Origin of the sequence: Dokdonella sp., from assembly GCF_035703485.1 — a bacterium.
Lineage (GTDB): Bacteria > Pseudomonadota > Gammaproteobacteria > Xanthomonadales > Rhodanobacteraceae > Dokdonella.
The window spans coordinates 1-16157 of the sequence record NZ_DASSYD010000065.1 but is presented as its reverse complement, the minus strand read 5'-3'; the positions used below and the strand labels follow the sequence as shown (position 1 = coordinate 16157).

The window sequence follows — 16157 nt, the reverse complement described above, 5'->3', positions numbered from 1 at the left end:
GATCGCGAATCTTCTCCGGCAACTGCTTCCACGGTGTCTCGACATCGAAGCCGTAGTGTTTCGACAGCGACAGAATCATCTGAAAGTAATACATGTTGCGTCGATCCCAGCCGCGTACGGCGCCGGCTGAAAGCGCACGATCGGCGTGCACGACAACGCGCTCGGGATCGAAAAACTGAGTGATGCCGAGTCCATCGCAACTCGGGCATGCACCGACCGGGGAATTGAATGAAAACAGGCGCGGCTCAAGCTCGGGCAGGGCGTAGTCACAGATCGGACACGAGTAGCGCGAGGAGAACGTCGTCACCGCTGCCTTGTCGTCGTCCATGTCGACGAGCAGGGCGATGCCATCACCAAGACGCAACGCGGTCTCGAATGATTCGGCCAGGCGTTGCTTGATTTCAGGCTTGGCGCGGAAGCGATCAATCACTGCATCGATCGTGTGTTTCTGGCGCAAGGCCAGGGTTGGCACGTCATCGAGCTCGTGGGCGACGCCGTTGACACGTACGCGAATAAAGCCTTGCGCGCGCAGCTGATCGAAGACCTGCACATGCTCGCCCTTGCGTTCGCGCACGACCGGTGCGAGCAGCATGTAGCGCTTCTTCGGATCGAGGGCGAGCGCGGCATCGACCATCTGGCTGACCGTCTGCGCTTCCAGTGCCTCACCGTGATCCGGACAGCGCGGCGAGCCGACCCGCGCGTAGAGCAGTCGCAGGTAGTCATAGACTTCGGTAATCGTGCCGACCGTCGAACGCGGGTTGTGCGAAGTCGATTTCTGCTCGATCGAGATCGCCGGCGACAAGCCCTCGATGTGATCGACATCGGGCTTTTCCATCACCGATAGAAACTGCCGCGCATACGCCGACAAGGACTCGACATAGCGGCGCTGACCCTCGGCATAAATCGTGTCGAAGGCCAGCGAGGATTTGCCCGAGCCGGACAGGCCGGTGATCACGATCAGGCTGTTGCGCGGCAGATCGATATCGATGTTCTTCAGATTGTGCGTGCGGGCACCGCGAATGCGGATCGTGTCCATGGGCAAACTCGAAAAAAGGGAATGCGAAGCCGACCACTATAGCGTCAGGCCGCGGGGGTTTTACGTGGTGGCGTGAGCACGATGTTCAAGGACTGATTGCTTGCGCAATCGGTCACGGCCATGCTTGCAAAGCTGCTCAGGAGGCCTCTGGACCGCGGATTGCTTGACGCTCGCCGGTCAAGCCGCAATGCTCGCCAGTAGCGCTGTTTGCGGTTTTTCGCGATGGTGCCCTGATTTCCTCGCTGCAGGATTCCTGAATGCCCATGCGCAAGGTCTGTTTTCTCGCTGCAGCCATCGTCGCGGCCTTGCCCGCGGCGCGCACGGCCAGTGCGGCATCGATTGTCGTGCCGGCAGGGGTTCCGGTTCCCGCCAGCTACCGGCCAATCGCCGATTATGGTTCGTGGCGATTGTTTGAAGGCGATGCGGCCCAGCGGCCGGCGAACTCGCGCGTGCTTGGTGAGTCGCATCTGCTCAAGTTTGATCGCTTGTGGATCGATACGCGCTCGCGCGTGATCGACGCGCCGGCAGCGTTCCCGATAAAGCCGCCGAGTGGGTCAGCCTTGCAAGTCGTGCAATTTGTCGGCCCACTCAAGGATGCCTGGCTCGATCAGGTACGCGCCGCCGGAGCCGTGCCGGTTCAGTACATCGACAGCAATGGTTATCTGCTCTGGGCTGATGCGGCGGCGCGATCGAAACTCGATGCCATGACCGCATCCGCTCAGGTCCTGCAATTCAGCCAGCCACTGCCGGGATTCATCAAGCTCGGCAATGCGTTGTTTGATCGCCTGCAACAAGGCACGGGCGGCGAAAGCAAGCTGTCCGTGATCGTGCAGCGCTATCGGCATGAGGGCGATGCAGGACGTGAGCCCTTCTCCGCGCTTGGGCTCAAGCCGATTGATGACTGGTCGCCGCAACTGGTCTACGAGATCGCTCGCTTCGAGGCGACTGCTGCGCAGGTTCGACAGCTTATCGATCTGCCCGACGTGTTTTGGGTCGGTGAATACTTCGCGCCGACAATGAACGATGAAGTGCAGACACAGGTGTTGCGTGGCGACTTCAATGCGGATCAGTCCGCTCCGATGCAGCCGGGTTATTTGCCGTGGCTGCAATCACTTGGTTTTCCTGAAGATCCCGAAGCCTATCCGATTCTCGACATCACCGATTCCGGGATTGGCGATCGCACCATCCAGACCGGCGATCCTACCCTGCATCGACTTGGCGACAACGCCAACGCGACACGCATGGTCTACAACCAGAAATGCACGATCAACGATGGCGATGTCGACGGTCACGGCCATATCAACGCCAACATCGCACTCGGCTACGATCAGCGGGAGAACTTGTTCACTCCAGGTGCGCGCTTTCCCGCTGAGTATCAACGCGGCCTCGGCATCAATCCGTTTGGACGTCTCGGTGGGACGCGTGTGTTTGCGCCGGTGTTTGATCTGACAGATTGCGGCGGCACCAATGCGGGAGTCATCGAAGCGAGCTACGCCGCTGGTGCGCGAATTTCCTCGAACTCCTGGGGCTGCGCCTCCTGTGCCGGGCAGTACGATGTCTCATCGCAGGCCTACGACCTCGGCACGCGAGATGCCGATGCCGCGACAGCCGGCAATCAGGAACTGATCACGATTTTTTCGGCCGGCAATACCGGGCCGAATGCGCGCAGCGTCGGCTCACCTGGAAACGGCAAGAACATGATCACGGTTGGCGCGTCGGAAAATCCGCGCCCCGAAGACGAGGATGGTCCGTGGAACGATGGCTGTCAGATTGACGGTAGCGGTGCCGACAACGCGATGGATGTGATTTTCTTTTCATCGCGTGGCCCCGCCCCGGGTGATCGCGTCAAACCCGATCTGGTCGCTCCGGGCACCCATGTCGCCGGCACCCAGGCCGATCCTGGCACCGGTGATGGCATCTGCGATCGCGCGAGGCCGCTCGGCAATGTCACTTATGCCGCGTCATCGGGAACCAGTCATGCCGCACCGGCGGTGTCCGGCGTCGCCTCGTTGTCATGGTGGTGGATTGCAAACGGGCAGGGCAGTCTGGAATTTGACGCGGGTGCTTCCATGCAAGCTTCACCCGCCTTGATGAAAGCCTGGCTGATCGCCCATCCGACCTATCTCACCGGCAACAATGCAAGCGACTCACTGCCGAGCAATACGCAGGGTTTCGGCATGCCCAATCTCGGTGACATGTTCAGTGATACGCCGACCTTTCTGGTCAACCAGAATCAGGTGTTTGGCGAATCCGGGCAGGTCTGGACGACTCAGGTTCAACGCGTCGATCCGGGCAAGCCCTTGCGTGTCGTCCTCGCCTGGACTGATGCGCCGGGCGCGCTCGGCACCAGCCCGCAGGTCAACAATCTCGATCTTGATCTGGAAACTGCGAACGGTTTTTTGCATGGCAATCATTTCAATGGCGCATGGAGCACGCCCGCTGGCGAGCCCGATGCAGCCAACAACGTCGAAGCGATCTTTCTGCCGCCGGGTTCCTCCGAAGCGCTGACAATCAGCGTTCGCGCCTTCAACATTGCAGGCGATGGCGTGCCCGGCAATGCCGATGCGACCGATCAGGATTTCGCCCTGGTCTGCAGCAACTGCGCGAAACAGGCATCGTTTGCCTTCAGCGTCACGCCGGCATCGCAAGGCGTTTGCACGGCGACGACGGGCGCGGTCGACTTCGCCCTGACCACGCAATCAATTCTCGGCTTCAACTCGTCAGCCAATGTTTCGGTGAGCGGCAATCCGAGCGGCTCGACGGCCGTCGTTTCCACCAATCCGGTCAGCGTGCCCGGTAGCGAAACCTTGACGATCGACAATCTGGCGAGTGCGCTGCCAGGCAGCTACGCGCTTGCGATTTCCGCGCAGGCAGGCGGCATCACACGCTCGCGCCATGCGCAATTGCAGGTGGCCGCGGTGACGCCAACCGCGCCGACTCTGGTCGTACCGACGGACAATGCAAGCAACGTCAGCCGGCATCCCTTGTTGAGCTGGTCTGCGATCAGCGACGCAGTCGAATACCGGATCGAGATTGCCCGCGATGCTGCATTCACCGACGTCATTTACACGACGACAACGACGGCCACGTCACACACCGTTGCGAGCGAACTCGACACCGCGACGCGGTACTACTGGCGAACAAGCGCAAGCAATCCCTGTGGTGTCGGCTTGCCAGCACAAACCTTTTCGTTCACGACCACGCCACCGCCCGGCGAATGTTCGGCCGGCACGACAGCAACCGTGATCCAGTCCAGTGATTTCGAAAACGGTGTCGGTGCGTGGACGCATTCGGGCGACCACGACACCTGGGCCATTTCGACTGCGCGGTCGCATGGCCCCGGTCAATCCATGCTTGCCCAGGATCTCGCCTACGATTCGGATCAGCGTCTGGTTTCGCCACCGATCACGCTTCCCGCCGACACAGCGCCATTGAGCCTGCAGTTCTGGAGCCACCAGACCATCGAAGATCGAATCGGCGGCTGCTACGACGGTGCCCTGCTCGAAGTGTCCAGCGATGCGGGCGCAAGCTGGACCCAGGTGCCGAATTCGCAACTGCTGGTCGGACTGTATCGTGGCCCGATCAGTCGTTCGTTCAACAACCCCGCGCGCGGCAAGCAGGCCTGGTGCGGTGATCCACAGGATTGGACGCGCACCATCGTCGACCTCGACCGTCACGCCGGTGAAACCGTGCAATTCCGTTTCCGCATGGCCACCGACGCATCGACCGGCCGTATCCCGGATGGTTTCTATCTTGATGATGTGATTGTGCAGACTTGCGTCGCACCTTCGGATTGGATTTTTGCCGATGGCTTTGACGTGCCGTCGTCTGGATGAGGGCACTTTTGCGTGATCTTGTGAACTTTTGAAGCGCGCCGCGGCGCGGCATCCCTCCTTTTTTCACTGGCCTACCGCCTCATCGTCGGCCCTGCGCAGGCAGGGGTCCAGTGACCTTGTTTCTGATTTTTACGCTCCTTCGGAGCGCGGCATCCCTGCCTTTTTTCACTCGCCTCCCGGCGAGCGAGCTACTTTCTCTTGAGTGGCCAAGAGAAGAGTAACCAAAGAGAAGGCCACCCCGATATAGCGGTCTCCGGGCTCCTGCCCTCCGACTTCGCGAAGCGGCTCCGGGGGTTGGCTGACAGTCCATCCATGGACTGGCAGCCAACTGGCTCGCATCCATGCGAGCCACCCTGCGGGCCTTTCCTGCGCCACTTCGCCGCTACATAGGGGGCCCTGTTACTGCGCATCCTGCGCAGCCAAGGCGAAGCAGAATCCCGCGAGCACGTGCTTTGGCTTTGGCTTTGGCTTTGGCTTTGCTCTTCGCTTTGGCACGCACGACGCGCGCTCAATGGGCCCCCTCGATCGCGGCGAGGTTGCGTAGGATCAGCCCGAAGGGTGGCCCACAGGAAGTGGGCCAGTTCGACGCCAGTCCACGGACGGACTGTCGGCGAACCCCGGAGCAGCCTCGCGGACCTGGAGCACAGGGACTGTGCGTAAGGCGCGAGTGTGGGGTGGCCTTCTCTTTGCCTACTTTCTCTTGGCCACGCAAGAGAAAGTAGGGCGCTCGCCGGGAGGCGAGTGAAAAGCGGCAGGGATGCCGCGTCGCGAAGCGACGTAGAAATCAAAAGCAAAGTCACCGGACCCCTGCCTGCGCAGCGGCGACGGGGGGGCGAGTGATAAGTCGGCAGGGATGCCGGGCTCCGAAGGAGCGTAAAAAACTGAAATCAGGGAAAATCAGGAGGGCGATTGATACGGGTCGGCGATCTGCAGCTCAGCCAGAATTCGGCGCTCCAGCGATTCCATGCGTTCGGCATCGGCATCATTCTCATGATCGTAGCCGAGCAAGTGCAAGGTTCCGTGGATGGTCATGTGGGCGTAGTGGTCGCGCAGCGGCTTGCCTTGTTCGGAGGCTTCGCGGGCAACCACCGGGGCGCAGATGACGAGGTCGCCGAGGAGTGGCAGCTTGATGTCGGCGGGCAACTCGGCGGGAAACGAAAGTACATTGGTCGCGTAGTCGCGGTGGCGATACTGGCGATTGAGTGATTGTCCTTCTTCGGCATCGACGAGGCGAATCGAGATCTCACTGTTTCCGCGTCGCCTGGCCATGTGCAAGGCAGCCTCGATCCAGCGCAGGAAGCTGGAGCGTCGGGGCAGACCCGTCTGAGGCATTGCGGGCGAACGCGACAGATACAGGTCAAGCTTCATTTTGTTGGGGCAGACGGCTTGTCCGTGCTGGCCGTGCTTGCCCCATGCCTGGCGGTTTCCAGTGCATCCTCGCGTGCCTCGTAGGCGCGCACGATGCGCTGCACGAGTGGATGGCGCACGACATCCTTGGAGTTGAAGAAGGTGAAGCTGATGCCGTCGACATCGCGCAACACGTCGGTGGCATCGCGCAGGCCGGAGCGGATGTGCTTGGGCAGGTCGGTCTGGGTGACATCGCCGGTGACCACGGCGATCGAACCGAAGCCGATGCGGGTCAGGAACATCTTCATCTGCTCGATCGTGGTGTTCTGTGCTTCATCAAGGATTACGAAGGAATCGTTGAGCGTTCGACCGCGCATGTAGGCGAGCGGGGCGATCTCGATCACGTTGCGCTCGATCAGCTTGGTCACGCGTTCAATGCCGAGCATTTCGTAGAGCGCGTCATACAACGGACGCAGATACGGATCGACCTTCTGGGTGAGGTCGCCCGGAAGGAAGCCGAGCTTTTCGCCCGCCTCGACCGCCGGACGCACCAGGATCAGGCGTTGCACACGATTGTCATTGAGCGCATCGACGGCCATGGCCACGGCCAGGTAGGTTTTGCCGGTGCCGGCCGGGCCGATGCCGAAATTGATGTCCTGGGTGGCGATCGCGTGCAGGTAACGGGCCTGGTTCGGGCCGCGACCCTTGACCATGCCGCGTTTGACCTTGATCGTGACTTCCTGGACGCCTTCGGCCGCGTCGACGGCAATCGCTTCAATGCCGGATTCCTGCAGATGCAGATTGATCTGTGCTGCATTCAGGATCTCGGTTTCAGTCAAGGCATAGAGATCGCGAATGACGCGACTGGCCAGCTGCGCCGGGCGTTCATCGCCGAGTACGCGAAACACGCTGCCTCGATTGGCGATCTCGACGCCAAGACGCATCTCGATCTGGCGCAGGTGTTCGTCAAGGGGCCCGACAAGGTTTGACAGGCGTTCGCCGTCTTCGGGTTCGAGGGTGAAGTCGTTACGGATAGGATCGGTCATAGGCGCGGGAGGGTAGCGCGAGAGGGGCTCTTTATCCAGAACCGATTGCTGCATGGCCGGCAAGCATCGTCATGCGCTTGATCAACGGTAGACTGCTCCTTTCGACGCCAACCTGAAAGCGCCCATGAGCAGCAACGATAAAACCATGAGTGAGGGTGAGGAACGGTCGAGAGACCCCGTCCGGACCCAACGCATCTCATTTGAGAGCCTGCGCGAGCGCACCGATGAACTGGAGTTGCTGATCTCGGGCATCAGCTTGCTCGCCTTGATCTCGTTGCCATCGTGGTTGTTCGATCGTTGGGCGAGCATGGGTCTGCATCTCGAAGGTGGTCGTCTGGAGATCGTTTCTCTCGCCTTTCAGCTTGCGATCGGACTCAGCTACACCCTCGCAGCGGCATTTCTGCTGCATTTGGCCGTTCGCGCCTACTGGGTCGGCTTGATTGGACTCAAGGCAGTCTTTCCCGGCGGAATTCGTTGGGATCATTTGCGCAATCTTGGGCCGCTGACGCGCGAACACTATCAGCAACGAATTGTCGATCTGGAGAGTTCGATCAACGCGGTTGATCGTGTTGCCTCCGTCATTTTCGCGATGATCAGCCTGATCACTCTCTCGGTGATCTGGGTTGGCGTCCTTCTGGTCGGCCTGATCGTTCTGGCCATGTTGATTGGTTACGGTTTGGGGCTAGCCGAGGCCACCGTTCGGAAAATCATCGAGTTTCTTTCCGCTGCTCTCATCGTGACGCCATTGGTCACCCTCTTGCTGGATCGTGGCTCCGCGAAGCTGCGCCCCATCGATGCTTCGCCGGCGCCATGGTTTCGACGCATGGTTCTTTCACTGCTGTCGTTCCAGGCCGTTTTCATGCCGATACGCCTGATGATGCCGGTGCATTTGTCGCTTGAATCCAATTTGCCGCGGAAAACATTTTCGCTGGCCTTCGGGCTCGTGTTGTTCTCTACCGTCATTGTCGGGATGATCCAGCCTCGGCTGGTTCGCGAGTTTGCGCCGTTTGGCAGCTACGCGTTCATGCCTGACGCGGATATCGATTCGGGAATGCGTTCGGCCAGCTACGAAAACCAGCGTGGTGCAGAAGATCGTCTGTTGTATGTGCCGATGATCCCGGGCGATCTGGTTGCCGACTCGCGACTGCGGCTGTTTCTGCCTTACATTCCGAATTTCGACAACGGGCCGATCCGCGAACGCTGTGCGGATGCTTCCTCGACGATGTCGAGGCATGCCTGCCTGATTTCCTTGTGGTCAATAACGCTCGATGGTCAGCCAGTCGAGGTCGACGACTTTGTTGCCGCCGAGCATCGCGATCTCGGCATGCGTGGTTTGCAGGGCTATCTGGCGATGAACGCACTTGTACCTGGGCAGCATGAACTCGTGGTCACCTGGAACCCCGCAGCCAGCGCTGGTGACGCGAGCCGTACTTATCGGATTCCTTTCTGGTTTGCGCCGCCGTACCAGCTCGACCTTGCACCGGCAAACGCGGCTGAAGCGTTACCTTAGCGGGCTCGCGATACGGTCGAACCGAGGCTTCCAGTCGTGCTTGATGTCGGCTGAAACAACGATGTGTCCGGCGCGGCCAATGATCAGGTCGCGCGGGACGAAGCCGATGTAACGGGAGTCTTTGCTGTCATCGCGGTTGTCGCCCATCATGAAGTACTCGTCATCGGGCACAACGACAGGCCCGAAATTGCTCTTCTTGTCGAGAACCGGGAGGAATTGCACAGAGCGACGGCTGCCATCGACGTTTTCAGTCACCCGAGTCGCATTGACGAATCGTCCGTGCCCGATCGGCTCGCGCACTTCGGTGATGTTGGAATATTCGGCCGCCTGGTGATTGATATAGAGCCGGTTATTGCGTAGCTCGACAATATCGCCGGGGATGGCGACGAGGCGCTTGATCAGGCGGGTGCCATCTTTCGGCGAGCTGAAAGTCACGATGTCGCCGCGTTGCGGGTCACCCAGATGGGCCAGCGAAAAATCGGTCAGCGGCAGCTTGAGGTCGTAGGCGAGGCGATTCACCAGGACCACGTCTCCTTCGAGAATCGTCGGCCGCATCGAACCGGTTGGCACCGGATTCCAGTCGGCGATTGCCGTGCGGAACAAGCCGAGGCAAACAATGAAAACGAGGATGCCACGATTGTCCTTCAGCCATTTCCTCATCGGGTGATGTTCTCGCATGGGTGTCGACAATCAGGGACTGCATTGATACGCGGAAAGTTTCCGCTTTCGGAGACGCGCTGCGTATCCACAGCAATCATGCCGACGCCGCGCGTTTGCCGGATCTCGCCACGACCAGCTTGATATCGATCTTCTTGAGATAGTCGCGCTCCTTGTCGAGATCAATCCGCGTCAAGGCATGATTGTCGAGCCAGATGGATGGCAACTCGAGCGTCATCAGGCTGTCCTCCACGTGCAGGCGCATTTCCGGAAGTGGCTCGTCCCTGCGTGCGCGATGCAGCAGCACGGCAAGCCGCAACAAGGCAACAAGGCGCTGGGTTTCCGGTTGCATTCGCGGTGGCAATTCGCGCAGACCCTCGGCATCGGGTTTGCGTCGATGCGAGCGCAGGATGGCCGCCATTTGCTGCTGTTCCTGGCGGCTGAAGCCAGCAAGATCGGAGTGACCAACGATGTATGCGCCGTGTGTCTGGTACTGGCTGTGGGCAATGGCCAGACCTATTTCGTGGACATGTGCGCACCAGCCGAGAATCTCCTGCGCGGCGACATCGAGCTCCCAGCTTTCACTGGCCTGGGTAAACAGCACATTGGCGGTTTCGGCTACACGAGCCGCCTGTTGCGGATCGACCTGGTAACGATCGGCCAAGGCGCTGATGCTGGTATTGCGCGAATCGGTGTGTAGGGCGCGACCAAGCATGTCGTAGAGCACACCCTCGCGCATGGCCGTCTCACAGACCTTCATCTGGGTCAGGCCGAAGGTCTTGAAGACGGTGTCGAGAATGACCACGCCTCCGGCGATGACGCTGATCCGGTCACTGGAGAGTCCGGGCAAATCGAGACGATCGCTGCTGCCGGCGACGAGCAGTGCTTCACGAAGTTGTGCCAGAGAGTCGGCAGTAATGCCTTGTTCCGACCAGCCGCTGGCCTGGACGATACTGCCGATGGCCTTCATGGTTCCCGACGAGCCGATGGCCTCGCTCCAGCCGCGCTCCCGATAGTGGGCACCGAATTGCTGCAGTTCGACGGCGATTTCGGAATGCGCCTGTTTCCAGCGTCGAGGCGTGATCTTGCCGTCTTCAAAGAAGCGCAGGGTGCTGGCAATGCAGCCGACCTGCAGACTTTCACGCTCAAGGGCTTCGTAGCCGCGACCGATGATGAATTCGGTACTGCCGCCGCCAATGTCGATGACCAGCCGCTTGTGTTCGCTTGATGGCAGCCCATGGGCCACGCCCTGGTAGATCAGGCGAGCTTCCTCGCGACCGGAGACGACTTCGATCGGATGACCCAGAGCGGTTTCCGCCGGCAGCAGGAACGCTTGCGGATGAGCCAGCTGGCGTACCGCATTGGTCGCAACGGCACGAACGTGGTCGGGCTGGAACCCGGCCAGTCGCTGGCCGAAACGGGCGAGGCATCTGAATGCAATCTCGCGACGTTCGCGGGTCAGGCCGCCGTCCTTGCGCAAACCGGCCGAGAGGCGAACGCTTTCCCGCAGGCGATCAATGACGCGCAGTTCGCCATGCGTGTAGCGGGCAACAATCAAATGAAAGCTGTTGGAGCCGATATCGGCGGCGGCGATCAGATCGCCTTCACGAATTTCGTCGGGAAGTGCGATGGGTTTCACGAGCAGAGCTTCTCCAGCAGAAACGATTGTGCCGAGTGTGGTTCATCAGCACCGGCCTGGATTCGTGAATACGTTCCATCCGGATGCAGTTGCCACGCTTGGGTGTTGTCGGCCAGATAGTTCTGCAGGGCTTCCTCGAAAACGCGCGTGGCCAGCTCGGGATCGAGAATCGGAAAACAGGTTTCAACGCGGCGCAGCAGGTTGCGGTCAAGCCAGTCGGCACTTGAGCAGAAAATCTCCGGCGCATCTTCGTTCTGAAACCAGTAGACACGACTGTGTTCAAGAAAGCGTCCAACGATAGAGCGCACCCGGATGTTCTCCGATACGCCGGGAATTCCAGGTCGCAAGGTACAGGCGCCGCGCACGATCAGATCGATTTCAACGCCCGCGCCCGAAGCCGCGTAAAGCATCTTGATCACGGTCGGTTCGTTGAGCGCATTGATCTTGACGATGATGCGCGCCTTCTTGCCGGATCGCGCATTTTGGGTTTCTCGCCCGATCCTCGCGAGCAAGCCCTCGTGCAGCGTGAACGGTGAGTGCAACAGGTGCTTGAGGTGAATGATCGGGCCGAGTCCGGAAAGCTGAAGGAACAACAGGTGTGCGTCTTCACCAATTCCTGGATGGGCCGTCATCAGGCCGAAGTCGGTGTAGAGGCGCGAAGTAACCGGGTGATAGTTTCCGGTAGACAAATGCACATAGCGACGCAGGCCGTCTGCTTCACGACGCACGATGAGCAACATCTTGGCGTGGGTCTTGAAGCCGACGACGCCATAGACCACCTGCACGCCGGCCTCCTGCAACCGGTTGGCCAGGCGCAGATTGGCTTCCTCGTCGAAGCGAGCACGCAATTCGACAACGACAGTCACGTCCTTGCCAAGTCTGGCTGCAACGATGAGGTGATCGACCAGTTTCGAATCGGTACCGGCGCGATACAGGGTTTGCTTGATCGCCAGCACATCAGGATCAACGCTGGCCTGTTTGACCAGTTCGCTGACCGTCGCGAAAGATTCGAACGGCTGATGCAGCAGGATGTCTTCCTGACGAATTGCCGAAAACAGGCTTTCGCCTTCAATGGTCGGCGGATTGACACGCTGCACAAAGGCCGGATATTTCAGGTCGGGGCGATCAATCTGATCGTATATCGCGATGCTGCGACTGACGTTGACCGGACCTTCACATAGATAGACATCCTGGTCGCTGAGCTCGAAATTGTGTTCGAGCAGGGTTGTGATCGCGCGCGGGCAGTTGGCTCCCACTTCAAGTCGAACCGCCTTGGCGTAGCCGCGGCCACGCAGTTCGTCGCGCAAGGCCAGGGCGAGGTTCTCAACTTCTTCCTCGTCGACAAAGAGTTCGCTGTTGCGGGTCACGCGGAATTGGTAGGAGCCCTTGACCTGCATGCCCGGGAACAACTCATCCATGAACTCATGGAGCAGATCCGAAAGAAATACGAACGAAATGCAGCCTTCGGAAATCTCGTCTGGCAAACGGATGATCCGCGGCAGCGAACGTGGTGCGCGCAACAAGGCCATGTGGCCTTCGCGACCAAACGCGTCCTTGCCGGCAAGCACGACAGCCAGGGTCAGGCTCTTGTTGAGAATGCGTGGGAACGGATGCGCCGGATCGAGTCCCAGCGGTGACAGGACAGGCAGGGTCTCGTTGCGGAAATAGCCTTGCAGCCAGCGCTTCTGCTTGATCGTCCAGACGTTGCGATCGAGAAAGTGAATGCCTTCGCGTTTCAGTTCAGGCAGCAGGGTTTCATTCCAGAAGGCGTATTGCTTCTTGACCAGAAGCAGGCTGCGCTCACGGATCAAGGCAAGAATTTCTGAGATGGACATTGCGTCCGCGCGCGGCTGATCTTCGCCAAATGCCTGGTGATGCTTGAGCACGGCGACCCGCACCTCGAAAAACTCATCGAGATTGGTGCACGAAATGCACATGAAGCGCAGACGCTCAAGCAACGGAGTGTCGGGGTCCTCGGCCTGGGCCATGACCCGCGAATTGAACTCGATCTGGGCCAGCTCGCGATTGAGGAAAAGCGCGGGATCACTAAATTCCGGATGCAGGTTGCTGGCAGATGGGGCGGCTTCGATTTCGCTCGCGATCGGCGGGGTCCCCTTGATCTCTTCCAGCTTCATCGATTTCACTCAGGTTTCCTCTGGATCGTGCTCGGGTTGGAGCAGGCGGTTCCCGGCAAAGATGCAGGAAAAGGTACTGCCTTTGCCAACTTCGCTTTGAATCTCAAGATGCGCATCATGCAACTGCAGTACGTGTTTCACGATGGACAAGCCGAGGCCGGTGCCACCTGATTCGCGGGAGCGGCTGGTGGAAACGCGATAGAAGCGCTCGGTCAATCGTGGAATATGCTCAGCGGAAATGCCATGCCCGCTGTCGATGACACGCAGCCGGGCAGTGGTTTCACTGCTCGACCAGATTATCCGGATGCTGCCACCCACCGGGGTGTAGCGTACGGCATTGCTGACCAGATTCGAGAAGGCACTGTAGAGATCCCTCGATGACCCGCGCAAATCGTGTCTGCCTTCGATGCTGATATCGATATCGTGGCGGCCCTGACTCAAGCCCTCGGCATCGCGTTTCAAGGTGGATACCAACGCACGCATGACCACGCGCGCCTTCGGCAGGGTCTCTTCGGCATCCAGGCGCGACAAGGTGAGCAAATCTTCGACGATCTGGGTCATGCGTCGCGACTGGCTGCGCAACTCACGAATGATCGATTCGTACTCGGGAATCTGCTCCGGTTCGATCAGGTCCAGGTAGCCATGGACGACGGTCAGCGGGGTCCGCAGTTCATGCGAAACGTTGGCGACGAAGTCACGGCGCATCTTTTCCAGGCGCAACAATTGGCTGACATCGCGCGCGAGCAGCACCGCGTGATCCTCGGCGTAGGAAATCAGGCGCAGGCTCAGACTGAGTTCCGGGTTGCCCGGGGCTGCGACATCGGGCAGCGGATCGGCCGCGCCGCTGGCAATCCAGTCAGTCAATCCGGGGATGGCAATCGCCTCGCCAACCAGGCGCTCGACATCAGCTGGATGTTGCAGACCAAGCATTTGTCCGGCTGCCGTATTGAACCAGCGGATGCGATGATCGGCATCCACGGCAACGAGTGCATCCGGCAGGGCCATGGCCGCAGCTTGAAAGGCACGAAGCTTGTCCAGCAGCTGCCTGCGCCTTGCTCCGCCGTGCCTGCTCATGTGCTTGCAGAAAATCGATAGCCGGCACCACGTACAGTCTGTACGTAACCATCCAGGCCGTGTGGAGCGAGGATCACGCGCAGACGACGGATATGCACATCTACCGTGCGCTCCTCGACATAGACACCGCCGCCCCAGACATGATCAAGCAACTGGCTGCGCGAGTAGACCCGGTCCGGATGGGTCATGAAAAAGTGCAGCAATCGATATTCGGTGGGTCCGATCGGAATGATCTGATCGGCTGCATGGACCCGGTGCGCGGCACTGTCGATACGCAGGCCTGCGACTTCGATGACCCCGTCGCTGTCCTCGCCATGGGTGCGTCGCAACACTGCTCGAATACGCGCAATCAGCTCGCGTGCCGAGAACGGTTTGACGACGTAATCGTCGACTCCGGCATCCAGCCCGTTGACGCGATCGGCTTCCTCGCCACGCGCGGTCAACATGATGACCGGAGTGTCGCGAGTCAATTCTTCCCGGCGCAAGCGGCGGGCAAATTCGATGCCACTGGTTCCCGGCAACATCCAGTCAAGCAGGATCAGATCGGGCACCCGTTCGGCGATCGCGGTCTGCGCGGCGCGGACGTCGGCAGCGTGGATCGCCTGCATGCCCGCCTTGCGCAGGGCAAAGGCAACCATGTCTCGTATGGCGGGCTCGTCTTCGACGATAAGGATGTGTTTTTGCACGGCTTCACTTGGGTTGGAGCCCGGAATGGACTCCTTGCGACATTCCTGTGTATCCGCTGATCCATGAGCGGAATCGATCGATGCAGGGCGTCACTATTGCAACCGAGGAATGTTACGCCGCCATGACGGGTCGTAGCAGTCGCGAACGCGGCACTCCAGCGCGGATGTCGGGTTCCTGGAAAACCCGTCACTGTCCGGCGAGCGTCTTTCACTTTTGCGCAGCTCCAGCACCGCTGGTGTCATCGCCGTGATGCGCGCATCGACGCGAGCGCGCTGGTAGTAGCTCAACTCGTACTTGCTGGAGAGTGCCTTGAGCTGGTTCAGCGCATCTTCGGCATGACCATTGAGATAGGCCCACTCCGCGTAGGCTTCGGCGGCACGCACCTTGTCCCCGGCAAGCTCGTTGGCACGGGCGAAACTGCGCTGCAGATCCGGATCTTCGCTGTAGCGGCCGAGCAGGGGGCGGATGAGATCCTGTGCGCGCCTTGCGGACTTTTCATCGCCCCTGGCCAGCAAGGCCTCGGTGAAGGCCAGCGCGATCGCTCGATTGCCAGGGAAGTTGGCGCTGAGACGTTCGAAGCGATCGAACGCCCTGGCTTTCTGTCCCGACTGATCTTCGGCCTCGGCCATGCCGAGCTGGAACACCGGGCTGGCAGGATCGGCGGCAACCAGTTTCTCGAATTCCTCCACCGCCTTGCCGGCCTGGCGTGTGCGGACCAGTGCCAATGCATAGCCGTAGTGGTTGGATGGCGTATCAGCTTCGGGATTGCGTTTCAGCTCATCGCTGTAGTAACGCAGAATCGCATTTGCAGAGTCCGCATTGAGGGTGCGTGCGCGCTCGCGCATCAGTTTGAAGTATTCGCTATCGCGGGGGCTCACTGAGCGTGCCTGGCTGCTTGCGTTAGTCGGCAGGGAAAGATCCAGCGGCACGGAGCTGCTTGATGGCGCAGTCGCAGGCGCCACGGTTGCCGCCAGTGAATGCGATTGCATGATCGGTTCGCGCATCTTGTCGAGCTGAATCGCGCGCGCCTTGGCATCGGCGATACGGTTTACATCAACCGGATGGGTGCGCAGGAATTCGGGTATGTCGACACCATTGACTCGCATTACGCGCTGCATCGTGGCGAAAGTCTCGGCCATGGCCAGCGGATCGTAACCGGCCCGGGCGAGACTCTGGATGCCGACGCGATC

At 60.1% G+C, this 16157-nt stretch carries 10 protein-coding genes and 1 pseudogene; 2 read left to right on the top strand and 9 right to left on the bottom strand.

Annotation, left to right across the window (positions count from 1 at the left end; translation table 11 throughout):
• Positions 1 to 1036 (bottom strand): annotated as a pseudogene (locus VFN25_RS04920) (excinuclease ABC subunit UvrA); the annotation flags it as partial.
• A 257-nt stretch (positions 1037 to 1293) separates the two neighbouring features.
• Between VFN25_RS04920 and VFN25_RS04915 the strand changes: the two are divergent.
• On the top strand, positions 1294 to 4872 hold the full coding sequence (locus VFN25_RS04915) for a S8 family serine peptidase (protein WP_325139429.1): 3579 nt from the start codon (positions 1294 to 1296) through the stop codon (positions 4870 to 4872).
• A gap of 897 nt (positions 4873 to 5769) precedes the next feature.
• Here VFN25_RS04915 and ybeY read toward each other — a convergent pair.
• Positions 5770 to 6240: an rRNA maturation RNase YbeY gene (gene ybeY / locus VFN25_RS04910; RefSeq protein WP_325139427.1), complete on the bottom strand. Its 471-nt coding sequence runs from the start codon at positions 6238 to 6240 to the stop codon at positions 5770 to 5772.
• Positions 6237 to 7265, bottom strand: coding sequence for a PhoH family protein (locus VFN25_RS04905; RefSeq protein ID WP_325139425.1), 1029 nt, complete (start codon positions 7263 to 7265; stop codon positions 6237 to 6239). The genes ybeY and VFN25_RS04905 overlap by 4 nt, the downstream gene beginning before the upstream one ends.
• A 124-nt stretch (positions 7266 to 7389) precedes the next feature.
• On the opposite strand from VFN25_RS04905, the gene VFN25_RS04900 reads away from it, so the two are divergent.
• Positions 7390 to 8775: a hypothetical protein gene (locus VFN25_RS04900; protein WP_325139423.1), complete on the top strand. Its 1386-nt coding sequence runs from the start codon at positions 7390 to 7392 to the stop codon at positions 8773 to 8775.
• On the opposite strand, the gene lepB is transcribed toward VFN25_RS04900, so the two are convergent.
• The 6 genes from lepB to VFN25_RS04870 all read right to left on the bottom strand — a co-directional run.
• Positions 8767 to 9435, bottom strand: a complete 669-nt coding sequence (gene lepB / locus VFN25_RS04895) for a signal peptidase I (protein WP_325139419.1) — start codon at positions 9433 to 9435, stop codon at positions 8767 to 8769. The two genes, VFN25_RS04900 and lepB, sit on opposite strands and share 9 nt — an antisense overlap.
• Before the next feature lie 94 nt (positions 9436 to 9529).
• Complete coding sequence (gene ppx, locus VFN25_RS04890; protein ID WP_325139417.1) at positions 9530 to 11071, bottom strand: exopolyphosphatase; 1542 nt, start codon at positions 11069 to 11071, stop codon at positions 9530 to 9532.
• On the bottom strand, positions 11068 to 13206 hold the full coding sequence (gene ppk1 / locus VFN25_RS04885; protein ID WP_325139431.1) for a polyphosphate kinase 1: 2139 nt from the start codon (positions 13204 to 13206) through the stop codon (positions 11068 to 11070). The genes ppx and ppk1 overlap by 4 nt, the downstream gene beginning before the upstream one ends.
• 9 nt (positions 13207 to 13215) lie before the next feature.
• Positions 13216 to 14280, bottom strand: a complete 1065-nt coding sequence (gene phoR / locus VFN25_RS04880) for a phosphate regulon sensor histidine kinase PhoR (protein WP_325139415.1) — start codon at positions 14278 to 14280, stop codon at positions 13216 to 13218.
• Positions 14277 to 14966 carry a phosphate regulon transcriptional regulator PhoB gene (gene phoB, locus VFN25_RS04875; RefSeq protein ID WP_325139413.1) on the bottom strand — a complete coding sequence of 230 codons (690 nt, stop codon included), beginning with the start codon at positions 14964 to 14966 and terminating at the stop codon, positions 14277 to 14279. Before phoB ends, phoR begins: the two co-directional genes overlap by 4 nt.
• 93 nt (positions 14967 to 15059) lie before the next feature.
• Positions 15060 to 16157: M48 family metalloprotease (locus VFN25_RS04870; protein ID WP_325139411.1), on the bottom strand; the 1098-nt coding region annotated here is incomplete at its 5' end.